General features: G+C 62.0%; 22 protein-coding genes and 1 pseudogene. 9 read left to right on the top strand and 14 right to left on the bottom strand.

Annotation, left to right across the window (positions count from 1 at the left end):
• Positions 1 to 32: 32 nt before the first annotated feature.
• On the bottom strand, positions 33 to 3,551 hold the full coding sequence (gene mfd / locus V1293_RS04680; RefSeq protein WP_334507114.1) for a transcription-repair coupling factor: 3,519 nt from the start codon (positions 3,549 to 3,551) through the stop codon (positions 33 to 35).
• Positions 3,548 to 3,838, bottom strand: coding sequence for an FAD assembly factor SdhE (locus V1293_RS04675; protein ID WP_334507112.1), 291 nt, complete (start codon positions 3,836 to 3,838; stop codon positions 3,548 to 3,550). Before V1293_RS04675 ends, mfd begins: the two co-directional genes overlap by 4 nt.
• 196 nt (positions 3,839 to 4,034) lie before the next feature.
• Here V1293_RS04675 and recG point away from each other — a divergent pair, with 196 nt between their 5' ends.
• Positions 4,035 to 6,143 (top strand): ATP-dependent DNA helicase RecG, encoded by a 2,109-nt coding sequence (gene recG / locus V1293_RS04670; protein ID WP_334507110.1) that lies wholly within the window; start codon positions 4,035 to 4,037, stop codon positions 6,141 to 6,143.
• Here the strand turns inward: recG and V1293_RS04665 are convergent.
• From V1293_RS04665 to V1293_RS04650, 4 genes are all read right to left on the bottom strand, one after another.
• Complete coding sequence (locus V1293_RS04665; protein WP_334507108.1) at positions 6,095 to 7,084, bottom strand: dihydrodipicolinate synthase family protein; 990 nt, start codon at positions 7,082 to 7,084, stop codon at positions 6,095 to 6,097. The genes recG and V1293_RS04665 overlap by 49 nt on opposite strands.
• Before the next feature lie 138 nt (positions 7,085 to 7,222).
• Positions 7,223 to 8,008 carry a DUF502 domain-containing protein gene (locus V1293_RS04660; protein WP_334507106.1) on the bottom strand — a complete coding sequence of 262 codons (786 nt, stop codon included), beginning with the start codon at positions 8,006 to 8,008 and terminating at the stop codon, positions 7,223 to 7,225.
• 90 nt (positions 8,009 to 8,098) lie between these two features.
• Positions 8,099 to 9,925, bottom strand: a complete 1,827-nt coding sequence (glmS, locus tag V1293_RS04655) for a glutamine--fructose-6-phosphate transaminase (isomerizing) (RefSeq protein WP_334507104.1) — start codon at positions 9,923 to 9,925, stop codon at positions 8,099 to 8,101.
• Between the two features lie 884 nt (positions 9,926 to 10,809).
• Positions 10,810 to 11,340, bottom strand: a complete 531-nt coding sequence (locus tag V1293_RS04650; protein ID WP_334507102.1) for a dihydrofolate reductase family protein — start codon at positions 11,338 to 11,340, stop codon at positions 10,810 to 10,812.
• A gap of 381 nt (positions 11,341 to 11,721) precedes the next feature.
• Between V1293_RS04650 and V1293_RS04645 the strand changes: the two genes are divergently transcribed.
• Entirely contained in the window at positions 11,722 to 12,198 is a 477-nt protein-coding gene (locus V1293_RS04645) for a DUF805 domain-containing protein (RefSeq protein WP_334507100.1), read from the top strand.
• A 67-nt stretch (positions 12,199 to 12,265) separates the two neighbouring features.
• On the opposite strand, the gene V1293_RS04640 is transcribed toward V1293_RS04645, so the two are convergent.
• A complete protein-coding gene (locus V1293_RS04640; RefSeq protein ID WP_334507098.1) occupies positions 12,266 to 13,123 on the bottom strand; it encodes an IS3 family transposase in 858 nt (285 codons plus the stop codon).
• The gene (locus V1293_RS04635) at positions 13,120 to 13,521 is read right to left on the bottom strand and encodes a transposase (protein WP_334507096.1); all 402 of its coding nucleotides are present in this window, start codon (positions 13,519 to 13,521) and stop codon (positions 13,120 to 13,122) included. The genes V1293_RS04640 and V1293_RS04635 overlap by 4 nt, the downstream gene beginning before the upstream one ends.
• A gap of 495 nt (positions 13,522 to 14,016) precedes the next feature.
• On the opposite strand from V1293_RS04635, the gene V1293_RS04630 reads away from it, so the two are divergent.
• On the top strand, positions 14,017 to 14,298 hold the full coding sequence (locus tag V1293_RS04630; protein ID WP_334507094.1) for a CopG family ribbon-helix-helix protein: 282 nt from the start codon (positions 14,017 to 14,019) through the stop codon (positions 14,296 to 14,298).
• Between the two features lie 39 nt (positions 14,299 to 14,337).
• Here V1293_RS04630 and V1293_RS04625 read toward each other — a convergent pair.
• Positions 14,338 to 15,473, bottom strand: a protein-coding gene (locus tag V1293_RS04625) for an IS3 family transposase (protein ID WP_334506457.1) whose coding sequence is annotated in 2 segments (ribosomal slippage) — positions 14,338 to 15,215 and positions 15,215 to 15,473 — 1,137 coding nt in all. Because the reading frame shifts where the segments join, the coding sequence is not laid out codon by codon here.
• A gap of 104 nt (positions 15,474 to 15,577) precedes the next feature.
• On the opposite strand from V1293_RS04625, the gene V1293_RS04620 reads away from it, so the two are divergent.
• A complete protein-coding gene (locus tag V1293_RS04620; RefSeq protein WP_334516621.1) occupies positions 15,578 to 15,853 on the top strand; it encodes a type II toxin-antitoxin system RelE/ParE family toxin in 276 nt (91 codons plus the stop codon).
• 187 nt (positions 15,854 to 16,040) lie between these two features.
• Here V1293_RS04620 and V1293_RS04615 read toward each other — a convergent pair whose 3' ends face one another.
• Positions 16,041 to 16,217 carry a hypothetical protein gene (locus tag V1293_RS04615; RefSeq protein WP_334507092.1) on the bottom strand — a complete coding sequence of 59 codons (177 nt, stop codon included), beginning with the start codon at positions 16,215 to 16,217 and terminating at the stop codon, positions 16,041 to 16,043.
• On the opposite strand from V1293_RS04615, the gene V1293_RS04610 reads away from it, so the two are divergent.
• Together V1293_RS04610 and V1293_RS04605 are read left to right on the top strand one after the other, a co-directional pair.
• The gene (locus V1293_RS04610; protein ID WP_334507090.1) at positions 16,210 to 17,337 is read left to right on the top strand and encodes a hypothetical protein; all 1,128 of its coding nucleotides are present in this window, start codon (positions 16,210 to 16,212) and stop codon (positions 17,335 to 17,337) included. The two genes, V1293_RS04615 and V1293_RS04610, sit on opposite strands and share 8 nt — an antisense overlap.
• Positions 17,338 to 17,681: 344 nt before the next feature.
• Positions 17,682 to 18,542 (top strand): outer membrane protein, encoded by an 861-nt coding sequence (locus V1293_RS04605; RefSeq protein WP_334507088.1) that lies wholly within the window; start codon positions 17,682 to 17,684, stop codon positions 18,540 to 18,542.
• A gap of 136 nt (positions 18,543 to 18,678) precedes the next feature.
• Here the strand turns inward: V1293_RS04605 and V1293_RS04600 are convergent, their stop codons facing one another.
• The 3 genes from V1293_RS04600 to glmU all read right to left on the bottom strand — a co-directional run bounded on the left by V1293_RS04600 (position 18,679) and on the right by glmU (position 21,306).
• Positions 18,679 to 18,966, bottom strand: a complete 288-nt coding sequence (locus V1293_RS04600) for a hypothetical protein (RefSeq protein WP_171582318.1) — start codon at positions 18,964 to 18,966, stop codon at positions 18,679 to 18,681.
• Between the two features lie 292 nt (positions 18,967 to 19,258).
• Entirely contained in the window at positions 19,259 to 19,408 is a 150-nt protein-coding gene (locus V1293_RS04595) for a hypothetical protein (RefSeq protein ID WP_275188687.1), read from the bottom strand.
• A gap of 539 nt (positions 19,409 to 19,947) precedes the next feature.
• Positions 19,948 to 21,306: a bifunctional UDP-N-acetylglucosamine diphosphorylase/glucosamine-1-phosphate N-acetyltransferase GlmU gene (glmU, locus tag V1293_RS04590; protein WP_334507084.1), complete on the bottom strand. Its 1,359-nt coding sequence runs from the start codon at positions 21,304 to 21,306 to the stop codon at positions 19,948 to 19,950.
• Between the two features lie 34 nt (positions 21,307 to 21,340).
• Between glmU and V1293_RS04585 the strand changes: the two genes are divergently transcribed.
• From V1293_RS04585 to V1293_RS04575, 3 genes are all read left to right on the top strand, one after another.
• Positions 21,341 to 21,490 (top strand): hypothetical protein, encoded by a 150-nt coding sequence (locus V1293_RS04585; protein WP_334507083.1) that lies wholly within the window; start codon positions 21,341 to 21,343, stop codon positions 21,488 to 21,490.
• 124 nt (positions 21,491 to 21,614) lie between these two features.
• Complete coding sequence (locus tag V1293_RS04580; protein ID WP_334507081.1) at positions 21,615 to 22,931, top strand: hypothetical protein; 1,317 nt, start codon at positions 21,615 to 21,617, stop codon at positions 22,929 to 22,931.
• 96 nt (positions 22,932 to 23,027) lie between these two features.
• Complete coding sequence (locus V1293_RS04575; protein WP_334507079.1) at positions 23,028 to 23,408, top strand: hypothetical protein; 381 nt, start codon at positions 23,028 to 23,030, stop codon at positions 23,406 to 23,408.
• Here V1293_RS04575 and V1293_RS04570 read toward each other — a convergent pair.
• Positions 23,368 to 24,994, bottom strand: a pseudogene (locus V1293_RS04570) (glycoside hydrolase family 17 protein). The gene V1293_RS04575 and the pseudogene V1293_RS04570 sit on opposite strands and share 41 nt — an antisense overlap.
• Positions 24,995 to 25,106 lie beyond the last annotated feature (112 nt).

Here is a 25,106-nt window from a genome sequence, read left to right as displayed (position 1 = left end):
GCCAGATCTATTCCCGGCAATGACGCGAAGAACTACGCCGCCTTCTTGCTCTCCGCGAGATTGGCGAGTTGCCGCAAAATCTCGGTGGTGCCCATCAACCGCTCTTCCGGCGTCTTCCATACCTGGAGGAACACCACCTTCATGTCGGGCCGCACCTTCGCGGCCTGGCCGTGCTGGCGGATGAAGAACACCAGCCGATCCGGCTGCGCGAACTTGTTGTCGCGGAAGGTGATGACAGCGCCCTTCGGTCCGGCATCGACCTTCTCGACATTGGCACGCCGGCAATAGGCTTTGATCGCCGCGACCTTGAAGAGATAGCGGACTTCGTCGGGCAGCACGCCGAAGCGGTCGCGCATTTCGGCGGCGAAATTGTCGATCTCTTCATCCGTTTCGAGATCGGCGAGCCGCCGATACAGCGACAGCCGCACCGCGAGATCGTTGACATAATCCTCGGGGATCAGCACCGGCATGCCGATGGTGATCTGCGGCGACCAGCGGTCGGCGGCAGGCTCCGCCACGCCGGCCTTGAGGTTGAGGATCGCCTCCTCCAGCATCGATTGATAGAGTTCGAAGCCGACTTCCTTGATGTGGCCGGACTGCTCCTCGCCCAAGAGATTGCCCGCGCCGCGGATGTCGAGGTCGTGCGATGCCAGCTGGAAGCCCGCCCCCAGCGTTTCCAGCGACTGCAGCACTTTCAGCCGCCGCTCGGCCTGGGCGGTGATCTTCTGCTGCGCCGGCAATGTGAACAGCGCATAGGCCCGCAGTTTCGAGCGCCCGACCCGTCCGCGCAACTGATAGAGCTGCGCCAGACCGAACATGTCGGCGCGGTGCACGATCAGCGTGTTGGCGGTCGGGATATCGAGACCGGACTCGATGATCGTGGTCGAAAGCAGGATGTCGTATTTGCCGTCGTAGAACGCCGACATGATGTCTTCGATCACGGTCGGCGGCATCTGGCCGTGGGCGACCGCGACCTTCATCTCCGGCACGTTCTTGTCGAGGAAATCCTTGACGCTGGCGAGGTCCTCGATCCGCGGCACCACGTAGAACGCCTGACCGCCGCGGTAGCGTTCGCGCAGCAGCGCCTCACGGATCATCAGCGGATCGTGCGGCGCCACGAAAGTCCGCACCGCGAGGCGATCGACCGGGGGCGAAGCAATGATCGAGAGGTCGCGCACGCCGGTCAATGCCAGTTGCAGCGTGCGCGGAATCGGGGTGGCGCTGAGCGTCAGCACATGCACCTGCGCGCGCAATTGCTTCAGCCGCTCCTTGTGGCTGACGCCAAAGTGCTGTTCCTCGTCGACGATGAGCAAGCCCAGATCCCTGAACTTGATCGACTTGCCGAGCAGCGCATGGGTACCGACTACGATATCGACATTACCATCAGTCAACCCCTTCTTGACCTGCGTCAGCTCCTTGGCCGGGATCAGGCGGGAGGCCTGCGCGACATTGACCGGGAAACCGCGAAAACGTTCGGCAAAATTCTTGCTGTGCTGCCGCGCCAATAGCGTGGTCGGCACCACGACGGCAACCTGCTTGCCTTCGAGCGCCACGGCAAATGCCGCGCGCAGCGCTACCTCGGTCTTGCCGAAGCCGACGTCGCCGCAGATCAGCCGGTCCATGGGACGGCCGCTTTCGAGGTCCTTCAGGGTGGTCGTGATGGCCCCCAACTGGTCCTCGGTCTCCTCATAGGGGAAGCGCGCGCAGAACTCGTCATAGACATGCGCCTGCACCGGCATTTTCGGCGCTTCGTGCAAATGCCGCTCGGCCGCGATCTTGATCAGTTCGCCCGCGATCTCGCGGATGCGGTTCTTGAGCTTTGCCTTGCGCGCCTGCCAGCCGCCGCCGCCCAGCCTGTCGAGTTCGACATTGGCGTGATCGGAGCCGTAGCGCGACAGCAGTTCGATGTTCTCGACCGGCAGGAACAGTTTTGTTTCGGCGGCATAGTGCAGTTCGAGACAGTCATGCGGCGCGCCGCCGACCTCGATGGTCTGCAATCCGACGAAGCGTCCGATGCCGTGCTCGACATGGACGACGAGATCGCCGGTCGCCAGACTCGTGACCTCCGAGATGAAGTTGTCGAGCTTGCGGCTCGATTTGCGCGGCCGCACCAGGCGGTCGCCAAGGATGTCCTGTTCGCTGATGACGGCGAATTCGTCGGTCTCAAAACCGCTCTCCATGCCGACAACCGCCAGCATGGCCTCGTTGCGCGGGGTCGCCTGCGCCGTGCGCCAGGTGTTGACGCTGGTGAGATTGGCGAGCTTGTGGTCGCGCAGCATGCTGCCCATGCGGTCGCGGGAGCCTTCGCTCCACAGCGTGATCACCACCTTCTTGCGTTGCGCCTGCAACGCCAGCACGTGCGCCACCACGGATTCGAACACGTTGACCGAACCATCGGCGCGCTCGGGCGTGAAATTGCGCCCTTGCCGCGCGCCGGCGTCGAACACATCGGCGCTCCCCTCAGGCACCGCAAATGGCGTAAGCCGCGCCACCGCCGCCTCACCGAGGCGCTCGGTCCACTCGGTTTCCGTCAGGTAGAGCCGGTCCGGCGGCAACGGTTTGTAGATCGCGCCGGAGCCTGGATGTTCCAGCGCCTCGCGCCTTGCCTCGTAATAATCCTGGATCTGCTTGAAGCGTTCGCGCGCGGCATCCTCGCTTTGCGGCTCGATCGCGACCGGCGCGCCGTCGAGATAGTCGAACAGCGTATCCATCCTCTCCCCAAACAGCGGCAGCCAATGCTCCATGCCGGGATGGCGGCGGCCCTCGCTGACGGCTTCATAGAGCAGATCGTCGCGCTGCGGCGCGCCGAAGGTCGCGACATAGCCCATGCGAAAGCGGCGAATGGTTTCGGTGACGAGCTGGAATTCGGAGACCGGGACCAGGTCGAGCGCGCGCATGTCGAGCAGCGTGCGCTGGGTTTCCGCATCGAACGTACGGATCGATTCGAGAGAGTCGCCAAAGAAATCGAACCGCACCGGCTGGTCGAGACCGGCGGGAAACAGGTCGAGGATACCGCCGCGCACGGCGTATTCGCCGGGCTCGCGCACGGTCGAGGAGCGGTTGTAGCCATTGTGCTCCAGCCAGGCCACGATCGAGTCCATCGGCACCACATGGCCGGGCGCCACCGACAGCGCCTGCGCCGCCACCACCTCGCGCGCCGGCACGCGCTGCACGATGGCGTTGACGGTGGTCAGCACGATCAGCGGCTTGTCACTGCCCTGCAGGCGCGACAGCCGCGCCAGCGTGGTCAGGCGCTGCGCCAGGATGCCGCCATGCGGCGACACCCGGTCATAGGGCTGGCAGTCCCAGGCCGGAAACTGCATCACCGGCAAATCGGGGGCGAAGAATTCCAGCGCCCGCGCGAGCTGCTGCATGCGCGGACCGTCACGGCAGACGACGGCAAGGCTCACCGCCGGCGGTTTTGGCCGCGCCGCCACCGCGCGCGCAAGATCGGATACGACCAGCCCCTCGGCGCCCTCGGCGACGTTGGCAAAGGTCAGCGCGCGGCCGGGAGCCAGCAGCGCGGCGGGTGATGTGACTGGAGCCTTCATGCGTCATGATCCACGGCGCGAAACGCCTTGATGCGGTCGAACAGCGCGGTCGCATATTCCGAATCGAGCGGCGTGTCGCCAATCAGCGCGGCATAGAGATCGGGATCGGGCACCTCGATCAGGCGTTCGAGTTCGGCCAGTTCGTCATCGCGCATGGCAGATATCTCGGCATCCGCAAAGCGGCCGAGGATGAGATCCATTTCGCGGGTACCGCGATGCCAGCAGCGGAATAAAAGCCGCTTGCGGCGGTCGTCGAGGCCACCGCTTGATCGTGTCGTACCCGTCATTGTCCCATTCCATTTCGAACGCCAAAAGCCCGGACGTGCCGGGCGGGGTTGATATAGCTGCCGGGATCGCCAATGTCAGCCCTTGTTGTTCGCGATTATTCGCTGTGCCGTCATTGCCGGGCTTGACCCGGCAATCCATCCTCTTTTGAAGATGGATGCGCGGGTCAAGCCCGCGCATGACGCCTGCGAGACACCGATGCGCCCCACCCTGCTCAATCCGCTGTTCGCACCGGTCACGACCCTTCCTGGCGTCGGGCCGAAGCAGGACAAGCTCTTGCGCTATCTGCTGTCGCGCGATGAGACGCCGCGGCTGGTCGATCTCTTGCTGCACCTGCCGGCGAGCGTGATTGACCGGCGGGCGCGGCCGAAGATTCGCGAGGCGGTGCAGGGAACCGTGGTGACGCTGGAGGTCACCGTGGACCGCCACCGGCCGCCTCCGCCGCGCAATTCCCGCGCGCCCTACCTCGTCTATGCCTCGGACGATACCGGCGACGTGGTGCTGACATTTTTCCGCGCCAAGCCCGGCTATGTCGAAAAGCTGCTGCCGGTCGGCGAGAAGCGCTACGTTTCCGGTACGCTGCAGATGTATGACGGCATTCCGCAGATCGTGCATCCCGACCGCGTCGTGGACGAGGCCGGATTTGCAAAACTCAGCGGCATCGATCCGGTCTATCCTCTGACCGAAGGCCTGGCGCTCGGTTCGCTGCGGCGCGCGATCGCGCAGGCGTTGCAAAAACTTCCGGAGTTACCCGAGTGGATCAGCCCGGAAGTCATTCGCCGCTGCAGCTTTCCGCCGATCAGCCAAGCGCTGAACCGCGTGCATGTACCGCTCGAACTCACCGACATTTTGCCCGATGGCCCGTTCTGGTCGCGGCTCGCCTTCGACGAACTTTTGGCCGGTCAACTGGCGCTGGCGCTGGTGCGCGCGCAGTTGCGGCGTCCGGCCGGCGACCGCAACGCCGGCGACGGCCATTTGCGCCACAAGATCATCGACGCGTTACCCTATGCGCTGACGTCCTCACAGCGCGAGGCAGTCGCCGCCATCGCCGAGGATCTGCGTCAGCCGGTGCGGATGCTGCGGCTGCTGCAAGGCGATGTCGGCTCCGGCAAAACGGTGGTGGCGCTATTGGCCGCCGCTGCGGTTGTCGAGGTTGGCAAGCAGGCCGCGCTGATGGCGCCGACCGAAATTCTCGCGCGCCAGCATATCAAGACCATCGCGCCGCTGGCCGAACGCGCCGGGCTGCGCGTGGCGATCCTGACCGGCCGCGAGAAGGGCAAGGAGCGCCGCGAAATCCTCGCCCAGCTTGAAGCCGGCGAGATCGATTTCCTGGTTGGCACCCATGCGCTGATCCAGGACGACGTGATCTTCAAGGCGCTCGCGCTCGCCGTGGTCGACGAGCAGCATCGCTTTGGCGTGCGCGAACGTCTTGCATTGACCAACAAGGGCGAAGCGGTCGATGTGCTGGTGTTGAGCGCGACGCCGATCCCCCGCACGCTGGTCCTCACATACTTTGGCGACATGGATGTATCCGAACTGCGCGAGAAGCCCGCCGGCCGCCAGCCGATCGACACCCGCGCCGTTCCGATGAGCCGCCTCGACGAGGTGACGGATGGCGTCGGCCGCGCGCTCAAGGCCGGCAAGCTGGTCTACTGGATCTGCCCGCTGGTGGAGGAATCGGAGGGCGAAGGTACCGGGCACCTCACCAACGCGACGGAACGGTTTGAAAAGCTGCAGCAACGCTTCGGCGACAGGGTCGGTCTCGTCCACGGCCAGATGAAGGGCACGGAGAAGGACCGCGTGATGGCGCAATTCGCCGCCCACGAGATCGGGCTCCTGGTGGCGACCACGGTGGTCGAGGTCGGCGTCGACGTCCCGGCCGCGACCATCATGGTGATCGAGAACGCCGAGCGCTTCGGGCTCGCGCAATTGCACCAGTTGCGCGGCCGGATCGGGCGCGGCTCGGAGGCGTCGACCTGCCTCTTGCTTTACAAGGAGCCGCTCGGGGAGATGTCGAAGGCGCGGCTGAAGGTGATCCGCGAGACCACCGACGGCTTTCGGATCGCCGAGGAGGACCTGAAGCTGCGCGGCGAAGGCGACGTGCTCGGCATCCGCCAGAGCGGCCTGCCCGGCTACCGCATCGCCCGCTCCGACGTGCACGCCCAATTGATTACGCAGGCGCGTGACGAGGCGCTGCGGATCATGAAGGACAATCCGAAACTCAAGGGCGAGCGCGGCGAAGCGCTGCGCTGCCTGCTTTATCTGTACGAGCGCGATGAAGCCGTGTCGCTGATCGGTGCGGGATAAGTCTTGCTGGCATCAACCACGGCAATGCGCCGCCGGTAATGCTCGGTGCCCTCGACGATCTTGTCCAGTAGCGCGTCGAGCGCCCAGAATTTTTCGTGGACATCGAAGGTGACGGCCCGGCTGTCGATGCAGGCGAACGTGCCGAGACGCTGGTGATAGAGCTTTGCAAGCTTCGGATAGCCCATCGGTTCGGCCATCGCCGACAGCGCGAGGTAGACGGAAAGTTCGTCCGCCAGCGCCGGATGGCCGGCGCTCTCGGTCATCAGCCACTTGTAGAGATCGGGATGGAAGTTGGTGAACACGCCGGTGAAGCCGCGCGAACCGGCCTTCATCGCATCATGGGCAATCGCCGCATTGGCGTTGACGATGGCCAGCGGCGTACCTCTGGTCAGCGCCACCCGGCGTTTCACGGTTTCGAGGTCGCAGGACACGTCCTTGAGGATGACGAAGCGGCCGGTACCCGCGCAGAACGTCAGTTCATCATCCGTGAGCAGGCGGCGATAGGGCGCCGGGCACTCGTAGAGGCCGAGGGGAATTTGCGTCGGCATCCGCTCGAGCAGCCAGCTCAGGTCGTCGATGAACTTGCTGCCGCCTTCCCGTCTGGCGTCGAGACGGTTGGTGACGAGCACCATGCCATCGACGCCGGTGGCGGCAATCGCGGCCAGTTCGGCAAGCTGGTCTTCCAGGCTTTCGCTGACGTGACCTGAAGCGATGACCGGGAGACGGCCGGCGGCGGCTTTCTTGACGAAAGCGGCAAGCGCAACCCGCTCGTCGAGACTGAGGAACTGCATCTCGCTGGACTGGCAGACTGCAAACAGCGCGTCGGAACCATTGTCGATGTACCATTCCACCAGCCGGCCGAGGCCCGGATAGTCGATCTGGCCGTTCGCGGTGAACGGCGTGATCATCACGGGAATGATGCCTTCGATCTTCTTGGTCATGATGTCGGCCTGTCAGAGTTAGCATAACTGCTGTCATTCCGGGGCGCATCGAAGATGCGAACCTCAGATGCGCGATTGCGCATCGGGGAATCTCGAGATTCCGGGTCTGCGCTTCGCGCATCCCGGAATGACAGCAGATCACTCCACCTTCACCTTTGCCGGAGCCGGCTGCAGCGCGGCAGCCGAATTCGCCACGCGCGCCGCGTTCGCCATGCCGGCCAGCGCGCCATTGCGTTTCTGCGGGTCAGAGCCGGGCTGCACCACGCCGGCCGACATGATCAGGGTCGCGGCGTCTTCGGTGCTCATGTCGACTTCGATGATCTTGCTCTTCGGGACGTAGAAAAAGAAACCCGTGGTCGGGTTCGGCGCGCAGGGCAGGAAAACCGAGATATGCTCTTCCTCGCCGGGAAGCTGGCTGGCGATGTTCACGCTCGGCGCCTGCGAGATCAAAACGATCGACCACATGCCCGGCGAGGGAAATTCGACCAGGCCGACCTTGCGGAAGCTCGACCCCTTGCCCGAGAACAGCGTCTCGAACACCTGCTTCAGGCCGCGATAGATCGCGCGCACCACCGGCATGCGGCCGAGCAGACGCTCGCCGAGATCGACCAGCGTCCGCCCGATCAGGTTGGCGGTGAGGAAACCCAGCAGCGTCAGCGCCACCACGGCGACGATCAGCCCGGAACCGGGCAAGCCGAACGGCAGGTAGGTTTCGGGACGGTAGACGGTCGGCACGAAGGGGCGAACCAGATTGTCGACCCAGTTCACGAACCACCAGGTCAAATAAAACGTGATCGCGACCGGCCCTGCGACAACCAGTCCGGTCAGAAAATAGTTCCGGAAACGGGCCATTAGCCCGGCGTGGTGCGCCTCCGGCAGGGGTTCCTCCGGGGACGCGGTCGGGGACAGTTCTTCGCGGTTCATTGGGGTTCCAGGTCAGGGCAGCCGGCATTATGCCAGCTAAGCCATCCTAGCAGGTTTTTGAAGGGCCAGCGTGACAGCCGTTTGACTTGACTATTCGACCGTTACCGATTTGGCGAGATTTCGCGGCTGATCGACGTCGGTCCCCATCACCACGGCGGTATGATAGGCCAGCAACTGCACCGGGATGGCGTAGACCATCGGGGTGAACGCCGCCGCCATGTCGGGCAGCACGATAGTGACCAGGGATTCGATGGTGGCTTCCGCCGCCCCCTTGGCGTCGGTCATCAGGATGATGTTGCCGCCGCGCGCCGCGACTTCCTGCATGTTGGAGACGGTCTTCTCGAACACCCGGTCGAATGGCGCGATCACCACGACCGGCATGTTTTCGTCGATCAGCGCGATCGGCCCGTGCTTGAGTTCGCCGGCGGCATAGCCCTCGGCGTGAATGTAGGAAATTTCCTTCAGCTTCAGCGCGCCTTCCAGCGCCAGCGGATAGCTGGTGCCGCGGCCGAGATAAAGCACGTCCTTCGATTTCGAGATATCGCGCGCCAGTTTTTCGATCTGCGGCTCGATCGTCAGCGCCGCCGCCATCAGGCGCGGAATCTCGACGAGACCGTGGACGAGCTTGGTTTCGTCCTCGTCCGACAATTCGCCGCGCGCCTTGCCGGCGGCGACCGCGAGCGCGGCCAGCACCATCAACTGGCAGGTAAAGGCCTTGGTCGAGGCGACGCCGATTTCGGGACCTGCCAGCGTCTGCAGCACGGTTTCGCTTTCGCGCGCAATCGTCGAAGTCGGTACGTTGACGACCGACACCGTGTGGGCGCCCGCGGCCTTGGCATAGCGCAGCGCGGCCAGCGTGTCGGCGGTCTCACCCGACTGTGAAATGAAGACCGCGAGATCGCCCTTGCGCAAGGGCGCCTCGCGGTAACGGAATTCCGAGGCGACATCGACTTCGACCGGCACGCGCGCCAGCCGCTCGAACCAGTATTTGGCGACGTAGCCGGCATAGTTCGCGGTGCCGCAGGCGATAATCGAAATGCGCTGGATATCCCTAAAATCGAACGGCAGCTTGACTGGCAGCACGACGCGGTCGCTCGCCATGTCTATGTAGCGTGCCAGGGTGTGGCCAACCACTTCCGGCTGCTCGTGGATTTCCTTGGCCATGAAGTGGCGGTAGTTCGCCTTGTCGACCAGCGAAGTCGAGGCGCTGTGCTTGACCGCCTCGCGTTGCACGATCGCATTGTTCTTGTCGTAGATGACAGCGCCCTTGCGCGTCAGCACCACCCAGTCGCCGTCTTCGAGATAGCTGATCATATCGGTGAACGGCCCGAGCGCGATCGCATCCGACCCCAGATACATTTCGCCGTCGCCGTGACCGATCGCCAGCGGCGGCCCGTTGCGGGCGCCGATCATCAGGTCGTCGTCGCCTGAGAAGATGAACCCGAGCGCGAACGCGCCGCGCAGTTCCGACAGCGCCGCCCTCACCGCCTCGACCGGCTTGATGCCCTGCTGCAGCAGGCTGTCGACCAGGTGCAAGACGATCTCGGTATCGGTCTCGGTCTTGAAGACGGCCCCTTTTTTCTCCAGCGCTTCGCGCAGCTCGCGGAAATTTTCGATGATGCCGTTGTGAACCACGGCGACGCGATCGGTCGCATGCGGATGCGCGTTGTTCTCGGTAGGCTTGCCGTGGGTCGCCCAGCGGGTGTGGCCGATGCCGGTGTGCCCTGCGAGCGGCTCGGCCTCCAGCCGCTTTTCGAGGTTCTTCAGCTTGCCTTCGGCGCGGCGGCGCGCGAGGTGGCCGCCTTCCAGCGTGGCGACGCCTGCGGAATCATAGCCGCGATATTCAAGCCGCTTGAGTGAATCCACCAACAGTTCCGCGACCGGAGCTTTCCCAAGAATGCCGACAATGCCGCACATGCGGTTTGATATCCCCAAATCGACGAGAGTAGCGTCGCAACCCGTTAGTCTCTTAACGAGAAATGTAGTCTGACAGATACTCAATAATTGTTGCGTATTGAGACAGTCTTAAGCGGAAAGCTTAATGGGTAGCCAAACCGGGGATTAACCTGTCACAGCCGCCGGGCCTACGGAATATGGGTCCGCGATCTCGCGGCATGATCTGCCCGAGTTTTGGCCTTGGTTCTCCCCGAAAGAGAGGGAGCAGGGAATGCCGGATGCGCGCTGCACCCGCGGTCTCGCGTGCAATGGGTAGAAGGAAACGCACACGAGCATACAGGTTCAGCGGAGGCAATCCGGCATTCCCTGCGCAATGGCTTTACGGCTTATACGCGCTCTTCCCGGCGACGAATTCCTTTTTGTCACCGTCACCAGCGGATTGAGATTTGTCTAAGCCCGGTCGGGCCGACGCATCTCCGCTGGCTTGACATCAGCAACGGATGCCAGAACCACACGACTTCGCCGTACGCAGCGCCCTCAACCGCCCCTCCGATCGGCGAGATGCCGGTGCGAAGTTCTTGCGAAGGCCTTGAAACGCCGGTCGTCTGCGTAAACGTAAGATCACTCACGGGAGAACCCGCCCTGCGACCACGATCGCGCCCGACGCCGCTGCGTCCACCGCATCCAACCCCGCGTCCGTGACGATCGCGATACGCCCCTCTTGCCGGGGTGGATGGCCGGAGTGATAGCGGTGATTTGCCCGAGGGTGGAAGCGGAATATTTTTGATTCCGGGACTTGACACGATTTCTGAAAATCCGAAGTGATTTGCCTGTCATCCCGGTTTGTGACGCGGCCACCGCAATTTGCGCCTCTCTTCAGCGGTCCGTCAGGCTAATCGCCGTGACTATGCCGGAACGTAGGTCAACCTGATCACGTCCTCGCCGATACGATCGCTCGCCACCAGGCGCAGCGGGGGCAGCGGGCCGGTGAACAACGGTTTGCCGCCACCGAGCACAACGGGATGCAGGTATAATTGATACTCATCGACAAGGCCCAGGTTGCTCAGACTTGCCGCCAACTCTGGTCCGGAAACTTCAATCACCCCATCGAGTCGAGCTTTCAACCCGCGTATCGCCGCCTCGACCTCATCCTCGACCAGGGTAGCGTTCGGGCCGACCGACTTCAACGAGCGCGACACCACCCATTTCGGTTGGCTCCGCCACGCCGCCGCATAGTCACGTTCCGCCTCGTCCCATTCGGAATGATCCTCGTCCCAATACCGCATCACCTCATACATGCGGCGACCGTACACACTGCCGGCCAGACCGCGCACGTCTTCGATGAAATGACGAAAAAGCACAGAGTCGGGTACAAATGCCGTGTGGTCGACATAGCCGTCCAGCGACTGGTTCAATCCGAAGACGAGCTTCGCCATATGGGATCTTCTCCTCGCCATTTGCCCGGAGGCTGCCGGGGGTACGCAAAAAATGAAGCGGGCTACAATCCGGCGAGCCAATTGCCGTGATGACGAATTACCAGAAGTTTTCGTGTCCGGCCCATCGTGCACAAAGAGGACTATCGCTTAACCACCAACAGCCAGTTTGCCACAGGAGGCCCATGAGGTCTCGATTGTGCCTCTCCGACGCTAGTATCATATTGCACACAATCACTCACAGAGGTCCCTCATGAAGTCGACAACCTTTACGGTGCGCGTCGTATCCGCTGTCCGCTGCCTGAAGGAACTCCGTTTCGAACCAAATCTGCCGCCGTGCCGACCAATCAAAGCGCCCGAGATGGCGCCCCTGGCGAGGATGCGATGAAACTGCAGAAGATCCTCTTTAGCTTCGACGGCCGGATCGGCCGCCGCACGTATTGGCTGGCGATCCTCGCCCTGATCGTCGCGGTGCTGGTCTTGACCTTCGCCCCCTTTCTCCTCGAAAGCGAAAAGGCGGCCGTCCTGATGCTCGCCTTGACCTCGCAATTCATATGGCTCTTAAGCCTGTGGCCGATACTGGCCGTGGGCAGCAAGCGATTGCACGACCGCAACAAGAACGGCTGGTGGCTGCTGGTTTTCTGGCTGCTGCCCTTCGCCCTGTTCGTTGGCGGCTTCAGCATCGCCCTCTTTGACGACCCCAGAACCGGCCGGAGCGGAGATTTCTCGACCGGCTTGATCCCGGTTCTTGCGAGCCTTCCGCCCGCGCTATGGGGCATCGTCGAGCTCGGCATTCTGCCAGGCACCAAGGGGCCGAACCTGTACGGCGCCGACCCGGCGCAACAGCTGGAGTTACGGTGACAGTGCTGGACTGCACCCCATAAGTGAGACACGATAATTTCTGTGACAGTGCGGTTGCCATGATGCGTTATCGTGCTTTGTTTTGCGCGAACGCGGTTTCGAACTCAAGCGGCGATTGGTATCCGAGCGCCGAGTGCAGCCGGTCCTTGTTGTAGACCTCTGCGATGAAGCCGTTGATGCGGCGGCGGGCATCGCGGATGTCGACGAAAGCCTTGCCGTTGACCTCTTCGGTCTTGAGCGTCTTCATGAAGCTTTCGGCCTTGGCGTTGTCGAAGGGATTGCCGGGCCTGCTCATGCTGATGGTGATGTCGTGTTCGGCGAGCTTCTGGCGGTAGGCGATGGAGGCGTATTGTACGCCGCGATCGGAGTGATGGATCAGGCTGCCGGGTTGCGGCTTTCGGGCTTCGAGGGCTGTGTCCAGCGCGGCAATGGCGAGCGAGGCATCAAGCGTGTTCTCCAAAGCCCAGCCGACGGCCTTGCGCGAGAAGGCGTCGAGAATGACGGCAAGATAGACGAAGGCTCTGGCGAGATGCACATAGGTGATGTCGGCGACCCAGATCTGGTCCGGCGCTGACGGCACGAGGCCACGCACCAGATTGGGCACGATGAGAAAGGCCGAAGGTCGATCGGCAGGTGGCTTCAGGAACGGCGCCTTGCGCTGGGCCAGGAGATTGTCCTCGCGCATAAGCCGCTGAACTTTCTTGGCATTTACCACCATGCCCTGCCGCCTGAGTGCCGCTGTCACCCGCCGATAGCCATAGAAGCGGTGCTTGAGGCAAATGCGCTGGATCGCATCGCGCAGCTCGCACTCATCCGCCTCGTCGCCGCGTCGCGCAAGGTGCCGGTAGTAGGTCGCGCGCGGCAGGCCTGCGAGCCTGCAAAGACGCTGCACATCGGCTTGTGAGCCAGACGCTTCTGTGGTCATCGCTTCAATGACTTCGATGATGCGGATGCGGGTTTGCCTTGCGCTGCCGGCCGCTCCAAGGCGCGCAAGGCTTTTCGAAAAAAATCGATGTCCATCTGCTGGCGGCCCACCAGCCGTTCGAGCTCGGCTATGCGCAAGTTCGCCTGGGCGAGCGCAGAGCGCTTCATGTCATCCGCCTGTAGCGGCTTGAGCCTGCGGGGGCCAGGCTTCGGCCCGGGCTTGCGGTTCAACCCCTCGGGCCCGTGGGCCTTCCACGCCTTGATCCAGTCATGCAGGAGCTTGCGCGATATACCAAGCTTGCGGGCCACAGGCAGTACGCCTTCACCGCCTTCGGCACGCTTGATCGCCTTCAATTTGAACGCCGTCGGAAACCGACGGTTCTTTCCTCTTGCTGCCACAGGTCATCCTCGAAATGAGCCTGTAATCCCCTTGGTCACACAGAAAATGGTTCGGCCGTACTAATTTATTTCCGGTCGAGCCCCGTCCGGCTGGTGTTGCGAGTTGTGAAGGTGCCAGTGGTCATACATTGCGCTCTCTGACCCTTGCAGTAGCTCTGGCACGGAGCGTCACAGACGCCACTGCCGCGAGGTTTCAAGCAGCGCCCGTAAGAATCGGAGCATGTTTCCGCAAAGGCTTGGGTGCTGGCGAGCATAAGAGTGGCGAATAGAATTGATTTCATCGTGTCCCCCTTGTGCAATGGCTGAAGCTTATCGGCCGCGCATAAAACTACCAGTGGTTCTTGCCGAATTGCGGTGACATCCAATTGACGTCACCGTAGTCGAAATACGCGGCCGTTCGCAATTCCAGCAGCCAGTTTGCCGCAGGAGGCCCATGGGATTGTGCATCTCCGATGCTAGTATCATATTGCACACAATCACTCACAGAGGTCCCTCATGAAGTCGACAACCTTTACGGTGCGCGTCGATACGGGCGTGAAGAAACGGCTGGAGCGATTGGCCAAGAGTACTGGTCGCAGTAGCTCCTTTCTCGCTGCCGAGGCCATCAACGAATATCTCGAATTCAATGAATGGCAGGTCGCCAGTATCAAGCGCGCCATCGCCTCGCTCGATCGCGGCGAAGGGATTCCGCATGACCAGGTTAAGGATTGGGTCGCTTCCTGGGGAAGCGCGAACGAGAAACCGGCACCCAAGAGTGAGCTGGTCCCGATTGTCTGAACAGAATCTCCGCGTCGATAAGTGGAGCCTCTGCCGGGGTTAGGCTGCCGTGCGGAGCGGCAGCGAGTTGAAGTAGGCTTGATCCGGTGTACTGCCGTCAAGGCTCGAATGTGGACGCCGGCCATTGTAGAAGTCGAGGTATCGGCCGATCGAGGCGCGGGCGTCGGACACGCTATCGTAGGCCCGCAAGTAAACCTCCTCGTATTTGACGCTGCGCCACAGCCGCTCGACGAACACGTTGTCCCGCCATGCTCCTTTGCCGTCCATGCTGATGGCGATACCGTTGCTGGCGAGCGCGCCGGTGAAGGCCGAGCCGGTGAACTGCGAGCCCTGATCCGTGTTGAAGATCTCCGGCTTGCCGTGGCGAGCCATGGCGTCATGCAGCGTCTCGACGCAGAATGCCGCCTCCATCGTGATCGACAGCCGCCACGACAGAACCCGGCGGGTCGCCCAGTCCAGCACGACGGTGAGATACACGAAGCCACGCGCCATCGGGATATACGTTATGTCCATTGCCCAGACCTGGTTCGGGCGCGTGATCTCCATGCCCCGCAGCAGATACGGATAGATCTTGTGACCAGGTTCGGGCTTGGTGGTGCGCGGACGGCGATAGAGCGCCTCTATCCCCATCTTCCGCATGAGCGTCTTGACATGCCGGCGGCCGATCTTGCACCCCTCGGCAGCCAGCAGGCCTCTCAACATCCGCGAACCGGCGAAAGGAAACTCCAGATGCAGCCGGTCGAGCCGCAGCATGATCGCGAGGTCGTCGGGCGACACCGGACGCGGCAGGTAATAGACACTGCCACGGCTGATCTTCAAAACTTCCGCCTGCCTGGTGATCGAAAGATCGTGCTCACGGTCGATCATCGTTTTGCGCTCAGCAATCCCGCCTTGGTGAGCGCTCCTTCTAAAAAATCGTTCTCCAGCGTCAGCTCCCCGATCTTGGCATGCAGCGACTTCACATCGACGGCCGGTAGCGCCATGGCGTTGCCGCCCCCTGGACCGAACACATCGGCGGCCCCGCCCTCAAGCTGGGCTTTCCACGACGTGATCTGATTGGGATGCACGTCGAACTGCTCCGCCAATTGAGCCAGTGTTCGATCGCCCTTCACCGCGGCCAGCGCCACTTTCGCCTTGAAAGCCGGTGTGTGGTTCCGGCGCGCTCGTCTCGTCATCGTCTCTCCTGATTCGCGGGACAATCTTGCCCGCCGTCAGGCAGAAACTCCACTTATCGCACTGTGCAGATTTCCGGAGCCGGCTCTGAGGTCATGAACCCAATCTGGTCGCCAGAAGCGATTGCCGACCTCGCGGCATTGCGGGCTACATCGCGCAGAACGATCCCGCAGCAGCGCAACGTGTTGCGCTGCATATCGTACACAATGTCGAGACGTTACTTCCCAATAGCCCCGAAATGGGGCGGCCGGGTCGAGTTCCGGGGACGCGCGAGTTCGTGATCCCGAGGACGCCATACATCGTGCCGTACCGTCTGGTCGGCAACACAATCCAAGTCCTGCGGGTCTTCCACAGTGCACGCCGGTGGCCTGAGGCGTTTTGAGACGTGTCAGCGCGCCGCCGCGCTTGGATACCCCAAATTACGAAATTACGGTGACAGTGTCACCGCAATTACGCGTGAGCCTCGCCAATCCGGCGCGGCTTCGGCAGCAGCAGCATCGGGCAGAGACTAACGCGGGGTCGACGAATATCCAGAGCGGCTTTCCGATTTAGGTAATCCTTCTGCGCACTCACTCTTGCGTTGCTCCCGAATATTCTGGGTAAGCCACCGCGGCCTCGACCGGGCGCATCCTGACGATCTTGAAAATCAAGAACGTGAGGGGCCGCTTGGCGTGATCCGCGAAATGGCGGTCGAGTTCGAGCGTGCCAATAGACTGGACGATAAAACGCTGGATGATATTGAGCATCGCGCCCTTCGAAAATCGATGGGGCAGGCTTTTGACGACGATGCTCGTGCCGAAGAGTCGGAGCAAGTGGGATTGGATCGCGGGCGCGCACCTGGACGAGATATCGATCTTTTCTCAGCCTTGGTTCGTAGATATCGCGTACAGGAAGGAGCTCCGTGTAGCCAAGGCATTTAATAAAGCCGGCAAGCTAATATGCGCTTTTCCATACCGCCAAACAAACGTAATGGGCATTTTTCCAAGGATAACAAGTTCAGATAACTGGAGACGCCTTAGCTCATTCGTCTTTCTCGACAAACACATAAGTGATGAAGAGAAACGAGGTGCGATCACCGATATCATAAAGCAGCTTCCTGGATCGATTGGTTATTGCCAATTCATCCTGGATAATCAGGCATCCATTCGCGACGCGTTTATCGAAGCTGGGTTTGAATGCATCGAAATGCCCAAATACATCCGTCCACCCAGCAAGCAAAATTATGAGCGTGTTGACGGATATGCGCAAGCCAGAGACAACGTACTGAAAACCATTTCAAAAGACGGAAGAGCTAGGTATAAAAAAACAGCAGGACTAGCAAAAATAGAGAATATCTCAGCGTCTGACTTTTGTAAGTTTTACGAGAGCAATCTGATTGGTAATGGCGAGCAGAGCTACGCCCCGCTAAGCGTTGCAGAGACACTCATCGAGAACAGTGTTCGTCGTCAGAAAGCTTTCGCGCTTGCAGTAAAAGATAAGAACGGCGTGGAAGCCGCCGCCGCCTTCCTGTTTGATTCAGGAGCGACCTATGCATGGTTGGCAAGCAGAAAATATCACCCACAGAGCACGAAATTCAGTGGTGACGAAAAATATAAAAAATATTGCATAGATATGCTGATCATCGAAGCTATGATTTTCGCAGAATTGCATGGCCTAATTTATGATGCCGAAGTGATTCCTGTTGAAAGAAATGGCGCCCCCAGAAGTCCGCACAAAGTTTTTGTCAACGAGAAGATACTTCACCTTTCGAGAAATGAATCCAGATTTGTTTTCGAAAGAATGGGGTGGTGGTATCACGGCGCGAGGCAGGTTTTTTGCAAGGCAAGGGACGTTTTCGCAAAGCGACCGGTTGATATGATCGAATGACGCTGCGCGCTCGTTGGTGCGCTGCTTCAGCGCCGCAACGCCTTGCGCCGTGCCGCTTGCCGAGAGTGCATTGCTGCGCTTGCCCCCGAGCTTCTTGCCGCGCGCCCTGGCGGCTGCAAGCGTGGCCTTGATGCGCTCGCTGATGAGGCGGCGCTCTTACTCGGCTAGCAACGCCATGATGCCGATCGTCAGGCGATTGGCGTTCGGCCATGTCGGCGGACGCGTTGGCAAGAGCGGAACCGGCGACCGAAATGTCTCGACTGTGGCTTGAACGTTACATCCGAGCGGGATGAACCTGTTTAGGCTTTGGGTTGTGCCATTCAGCGAGTGCCTGGGGCTTTTTTATGGAAAAACTTGCTTTGGCGGTATCCGTTCTCGCGGCCAGCGCAATGGGCGCATCCGCTGCCGACATGGTTGTGAAAGCCCCTCGGTACCAAGCACCCGAAGCAGCCGCTTCGACTTGGACAGGCTTTTATGTTGGAGCCTCGCTCGGCGGCGAGCAGGCCAACGCCAATTGGACGACTACGTCGATTGCCGTTGTCGCACCGGGCTTTGTAATTCCTCCCCCAACAGTAGATGGTAGTTCGCCCAGGCGCTTTAGCCCCTCAAGCGGTCGCTTTGGGGTCTTTGCCGGATACGACTATCAGTTCGCGCCTCAGTGGGTTGCAGGCATTGTCCTCGATGCGGCCTATTTTGACAGCACCGTCACGACTGTGGGGGCGCCCGGCTGCACGGTCACTTGCATTTTGGGTGTCCCGGGACCCGGAGCCGATGTATCGAGTGTAAAAGCTAAATGGGATGCGGATGTGCGGGGTCGGCTCGGATATCTGGTAACTCCCAATGTTCTGCTCTATGGGACTGGCGGTATTGCATTCCAGAACTTCTCCAACTCCATAACCTGCCAAACCAGCCTTAACGATCCCCTTTGCGGACCAACTCCAGTCCCCGCTGCTGCGACGGCGACGAACAGTTCCACCCGAACTGGCTGGACGGCCGGAGTCGGCATCGACGCGAAAATCTTCGCAAACTGGATGCTTCGTGCTGAGTATCGTTACTCGGACTTCGGAACGTGGAGCAATTCGCTGTTGCTCGTATCCCCCGGTGTTTCAACTGTAACGGTGGCCACGAATTTGAAACTCAATACGCACATTGGAATGATAGGAATAGCGTACAAGTTTGGTGACCCCGTCGTTGCAAGGTACTGAGTTCTCCAAACTTTCCATATTTCACAGCTACGCACCTCCCTTTGTGCCGCTAAGGGCAGTCGTCTCGAAGGCGCTTGGCCCTTACAGTGCACTTAATCAGGCGGGAATGTTTAGTGCACCGTAATTCGTAATTCGTTTAGTCGCAGCGGCGCTCCCTGCGCGTGATCCTGCGGCCGTCGTCCCGTTCAATCGTGGTAGTCTCCATGCGGCAGCGCTTGCCGATGGTGACACCCCCTGGACCGACGCCAACTGTGGTGTCGGAGTCGTAGTGTCGGCGACGGTCGTAGCGATAGTCGCGATCCCTATCGTAGTCGCGGTCCCGGCCGACTTGAACATCGACGCCTTGGGCCTTGACCGGAGTGACGAGCGGGGCAGTCGTAAGCAGCGCTGCGGCTGCCGCCACGGAAAGAGCGATCTTCAACATGTGGAAGTCCTCCTTGGGCTTGATTTAGCGGTGCAACGGACACGAATGCTGAGGGTTCCTCCGGGGCAATCAAGGGAGCCGGAAGTAGCGCGGCGTATTGCCTTCGCTGGAGCGGCCCGCAAAGGTGCGAGGGTTCGGTTCCAACGGGACGAAAGTGCGCGCCCGTACTCTTCCGGATAGACGGTCACGAAATCCGCGTCAGAATAGCCGCATTGCAGCGGCGCGGCATTCAGTTCACCTGGTATTTGCGTTTCGCCCGGCAGTCCGAAATGGCTGCCGGGCTTTTGCATGACTACCTGTCAGGCTGCTCCAGGGCCGCTTCCAATTCTGTGACGATGTCGTGCAGGAGCCCAATTGCAAGCGGGTCAGTGACCTCGCGCTCCATCACGCGGAAGCGCATCACCCGCTCTTGAAGCTCACGCTGTTCCCTGTCGTCGTCCATAACGCGCTCCGCACTTAAGCATGACGCCGAACGAGACCGATGGTTGCAGGAACTTGAATGAATATTCATCAAGATCAAGGCGTCCCTTCGGGCGTCAACCGAGGTGGCCAATTCAGCCGACGCCAGCCGGGTTGCAGGTCAAATACCGAACGAGTGCCTGATCTGCCTCAGCATCGACATGGAGGCGTCGGTATACCGACCATGGGTGAGATACTGGTCTAGCTGCGACGCACCAAGCAGCATCAAGGCTGCCATTACAAAGCCTTTGAACATAGTGGGCCTCTCCAAAGGAAAGAGACCGCCAACCGGGCTGGTCGGGTTAAAGCCTTTCGGAATTCGCTGTCGCCAATTGCGACCTATCCGCAACGGCGGAATGCTGGCACCAATTGGTAGCCAAATTGCTAAATTGTGCTGCGATGGCGTTGCGGAGGGGTTTCGCGAGTGTCCGCAATGTGCCGGGCTATTCACGGCATTTTCGACCGAAAACCGTATTGCCGATTGAGACAAGTCTGAAGCGGGAAGCTTAACACGCGCTCCGCTTAACTCTCTTTCGGCTTCTTCGCCCGCATCTTCATCTCGCGGTACCTTGCTGCCCCGCCCTCGCGGTTGCTCTGCGGGCTGCGTTCCACCGCCATCGCGTCATCAGGCACATCCTTGGTGATGACGGAGCCCGAGCCGATATAGGCGCCGTTGCCGATTTTCACCGGCGCCACCAGCGAGGAGTTGGTGCCGACGAACGCGCCCTCGCCGATCGTGGTCTTGTGCTTGAAGAAGCCGTCATAGTTGCAGGTGATGGTGCCGGCGCCGAGATTGGCGTTGGCGCCGACATGGGCGTCGCCGACATAGGACAAATGGTTGACCTTGGCGCCCGCCTCGATCGTCGCAGCTTTCGTTTCCACGAAATTGCCGATTCTAACGCCCTCGCCGAGCGAGGTGCCGGGGCGCAGGCGCGCATAGGGGCCGACGGAAGCGCCTCTGCCGATGGAGGTCTGCACGATGTGCGAGAAGGAATGGATCACCGCGCCGTCGGCGATGGTGACGCCGGGGCCGATCACCACGAACGGCTCGATAGTGATGTCGCTGCCGAACGTGGTATCGGCGGCGAGATGGACCGTCTCCGGCGCGATCAGCGTCACGCCGGCATCGAGCGCCGCCTTGCGCAGCCGCGCCTGCATCACCGCTTCCGCCTCCGCAAGCTGGCTCTTGGTGTTGATGCCGCGCACTTCGTCCTCGCTGGTTTCGATCACGACGGCCTCCAGTCCCATTTCCCTGACAATAGCGACGGCATCGACCAGATAATACTCGGCCTTGCTGTTGGCCTTGCCGATCCGGTCGAGAATTTCCAGCGCGCGGTGGCCGTCGAACGCCATCACGCCGGCATTGCACAGCGTCACCTTGCGCTCTTCTTCCGTCGCGTCGGCATGTTCGCGGATCGCCATCAGGCGGCCGCCCTCGAGCAGCAGCCGGCCGTAACCGGTCGGATCCGCGGCACGGAAGCCGAGCACCGCAAGGGCTGCGCCCTGCGCCAGCGGCGCGCGCAGCCGCGCAAATGTCTGGGCCGAAATCAGCGGCGTGTCACCGAACGCCACCAGCAGATCGTCGGCGCCGCGCGCGATCGCTTCGCGGGCGGCCAGCACGGCATGCGCGGTGCCGAGGCGCTCGGCCTGAATGAAGGTTGCCGCGTCCGCGCGGACGCGCCTGGCCACGTCGGCCACCGCCTTGTGGTCCGGCCCGATCACGACCGCGAGGGCCGCGCCCGTTCCGTGCGGGGCGGCGTCCAGCACATGCGCCAGCAGCGACTGGCCGGCGACGGGGTGCAGCACCTTCGGCAGCGAGGATCGCATGCGCGTGCCCTCACCGGCCGCAAGCACGACAGTCAGGCTGGATCGAGCGGTCATTGTGGTCCTCAGAGTCTGACTCAAAAAGCAGCCGATGAAATCGGGCACTTTCGGTTGGCTCGTCATGCCCGGCCTTGAGCCGGGCATCCACGTCTTTTTCCCATTGAGCAAGAAAGACGTGGATGGCCGGGACAAGCCCGGCCATGACGAAACGTATCAGGCGGATGCCGCCGGCCGTCTTTAATTGTTTTCCCCCGGAGATCAAACCGATTCGCCGCCCCGAAAAGGTCCGGATTCAAGTGGGCGGCGCTTTTCCTGTTAATGTTTGCCCTGTGATTCGGCAGGGCCTTGAGGAGGGCCAGGGGCGCTTGGCCAGGAAACCAGACCATCTCGCGGACTTCGAGGCGGATGACACCGGTGGCGTGCTGGGCAACCTGTTGGCCGACGAGGACGAACTTGACCGCCGCGCGCTGTGGCGGCTCGGATCCTGGGGCGCCGGCGCGACGGCTGCGGTGATTCTGGCCGTGATGGCCAGCCAGTCGTCGCTCGGATTGAAGCGGGAACAGGTCGCCGCCGCCGATCTGACCCGGCAGGCGCAGCAGATCCAGCTGGTCGCCAGGGAAACCCAGAACGAGGCGCGGCGGCTTGCCGCCGCCATCGATACGCTCAATGGCGATCGCGACCGGCTGTATTCCCGCGTCACCAGCCTGGAACAGGGGCTCGACTCCGTCACCGGGGCCATCGCCCGGCAGGGTCCCGCTGCGGCTTCGCCGCCGGTTGCAAATCAGGAACCGCCGGCCGCCGCCCAAAGCCCGCAGCCGTCGCCAACCGTCGCGCCGGTAGCAACTGCCCCGGCCACGGCGACCGCCACGGACAAGTCCACTGCCGCCACCACAGAGCCCGCCCCGGCTGCGGTTTACTCCGCCGCAAAGGACACCGCGAAGACCGACGCAGCCAAAGCGGAGAGCGCCAAGCTGGAAGCGGCAAAGGTCGAGGCGGCAAAAGCGGACGCCGTCAAGCCGGAGCCCGCAAAACCTTCGCCCGCCACGCCGCTGATGGCGTCGCAGTCGATGATGGCCCCGCCCGATCCCGCCGCCGGCAAGCTGATCGAGCCGGGCAAGGCGCCAAACCCCGTGATCGCGAGCCCGATCCCTGACGTCGTGGCGGCGGCGCCATCGGCGACCGATGCGGAAGCCGACGATGACACCGCGCCAAAAGTCTCGCTGCGGCGAACCGAGTTCGGGGTCGATCTTGGCAGCGCCAATTCGGTGAACGGCCTGCGCGCGTTGTGGCTCGGGCTGTTGAAATCGAGATCGAACGCCCCGCTGGCGGCGTTGCGTCCGATCATCGTCATCAAGGAAGCGACCGGCGGGCTCGGCATGCAGCTTCGCCTGGTGGCCGGTCCCTTGAACGACGCCGGCGCCGCCGCCAGGATCTGCGCTATCCTGACCGAAAACAAACGGCCCTGCGAGACTGCGATTTTCGACGGCCAGCGGCTGTCGCTGAAGCCGGATGATCCGCCGCCCACGGCCGCCAAGCCGATGCCGCGCCGTCGCAGCATCGCCAAGCGGGCGGCGGCGGTCGTCGAGGAGGCGCCGAAGAAGCCGGACCCGCCGCCTGCGGCGACGCAGACGACAACACAGACGACATTGTCGTCCTTCTTCAGCCGGAAAAATTCACAATAATCTTTTGACTACAGCGCGTTACGCCGAATTTTTGACACGCCTTGCCGCCATTGGCGAACGCTTGTCCCGGCCGCCAATCCCGACCATATTGCCCCCATGAAAAAATCCCCGTTCCGGCTCACGCCCTACCAAGTGCAATTCCTGTTGGTGGTCGGCTTCGTCACCGTCGGTTACGCGCTTTACCTGCGCTATCTCGCGGTCGAGCTCTCACCCGTTGCGCTCGCCTGTGACGCCGGCCTGCAGACCATGCTTTGCAAGTCGCGGACGCTCGCCACCTATTTGTTCAAGAATTCGGTCTTCGGCATCGTCGCGCTGATCATTGCGACACTTCACGTGATGCGGCCGTCGATCGTGCTGTTGACCGGCGGGCTGATCGCGGCGGGATTGGGGATCGTGCTCTACAATATCGTGCTGTCGGGACTTGCGATCGGCCTGCTTATTTTGGGATTTGCTCGGCCCGCGCCCGCCACAGCGTGAGCGCCAGCAAGAGATAGACCGCGCAGGTCCACATCGACTGCCAGTTCTGGTTGCCCTCGTTGAAGCCGGTGAACAGCGCGGCTGCGACCAGCAAACCGGCGAAAGCGGATTCGGCGATCGGGCGCACGCCCTCTTTCGGCCGGTTGAGCAGCATCAAGGCCGCGAACGGCACCACCGCCATGGTCAGCGAAGCGAACGGAAAATCGCGGTAGCGCGGATCGAACGCAAAGCCGAGCGCGGTTTCGGCTGCGATCAGCGTGGTGACGACCAACCACGAAACCCAACAGCGCCGACAGCACCGATTTGGTCCTGATGTCGCGCGGTCCGAACAGTTCGAGGAATGTCGGCAGCGGCCGCCCCGACATCGCGGCGTTCGCGCACAGCAACGGTGAGGCAATGGCGGCCGCCAGCAGCGCACCCCATTGCAGCCAGCCGCCAACGCCGTAGCTTTCGTAATACATCTTGTCGGCGGCGACCCCGAGCAGCATGCCGGCTGTCGTCGCCGACGTCCCGACCGCGATCCACGCGGACAGCCGCGGCTTCCACGGCCGCCGTCGCAGCGTCAGCCAGCCCGCCAGGAAGACGAAGGCGCTGAGCGCCATCCCGCATCCCATCTGCAGTTTCCAGAACGGATAATTGCTGATCGGCTCGCCAGGCGGATATTTCACCGCGCGCTGCGCGTCATCGATCATGCCCCAATAGCCGCCGACGGTGCCTTCGAGCTGGCGCTTCCACGGCTGGTCGTAGGCCTCGATCAAATTGACCCGAAACTTTTCGCGCTTGGCGAGATCGAGGATTTCGGACACGACGCGCGCCTGGTTGGTGCGCGACGGCAGCGCGCCCTCGCGCATCCGCCCGGCACTCGGCCAGCCGGTTTCGCCGATCAGGATTTCCTTGCCCGGAAACGCCACCGCCATCCGCTTGCGGATGTCGTCGACATGGCCGGCGGCGTGTTTCGCGCGCACCGGCATGTCTTCCCAGTAAGGCAGGATGTGGATCGTGACGAAGTCGACGGCGTCATAGACTTCACGGTTGCGCAGCCAGAATTCCCAGACATCGGCATAGGTGACCGGCACGGTGACCCGCGACTTGACCGAGCGGATATGGGCCGCGAGATCCGACGTCGTCATCTCTCCGCGCAGCAGCACCTCGTTGCCGACCACCAGCGCGGTGATGACATCCGGATGTTCCTTGGTCAGCTCGATCGCAACCGAAATCTGGGCGAGGTTCTTGATCCGGTTGCTCGAGAGCCAGATCCCCTGGATCACCTTCAGCCCCACCTTGGCGGCCAGCGCCGGAACCTGGTCGAGCCCGTTCTCGATCGAATAGGTCCGCACGCAGTCGGTGATCCTGGCGAGCTGCGCCAGATCCTGCGCGATCTGTTCGGGGGGGATTTGCGTGGTCGGTATCAGCGGCGTCTGCGCGCCGCGGAACGGCGCGTAGGAAACGCATTGCAGCTTTGCGGTGGGATCAATCGGGGCACGCACAAGCGTAATCGGCGTAGCCAGCCACCACCAAAGGGCCGCGATCATGCCGAGCGATGAAAGGAGAAGCGCCAGCGGCGTACGAAGAGAAATCGGTTCCATCCTCCGGGCGGGGACCGTCGATTACCCGACCATTGGCGTTCTGCCAAGATGCCCGATGGGCCTATTGCGCCTCATCCCCTGCGGCAGTTTTACCAGCGCCCCGATAAAGTTG

The organism is Bradyrhizobium sp. AZCC 1693 (assembly GCF_036924745.1).
Classification (GTDB): domain Bacteria; phylum Pseudomonadota; class Alphaproteobacteria; order Rhizobiales; family Xanthobacteraceae; genus Bradyrhizobium.
Note: the sequence above shows the minus strand (reverse complement) of the source record. Positions and strands in the feature narration are given on the sequence as shown.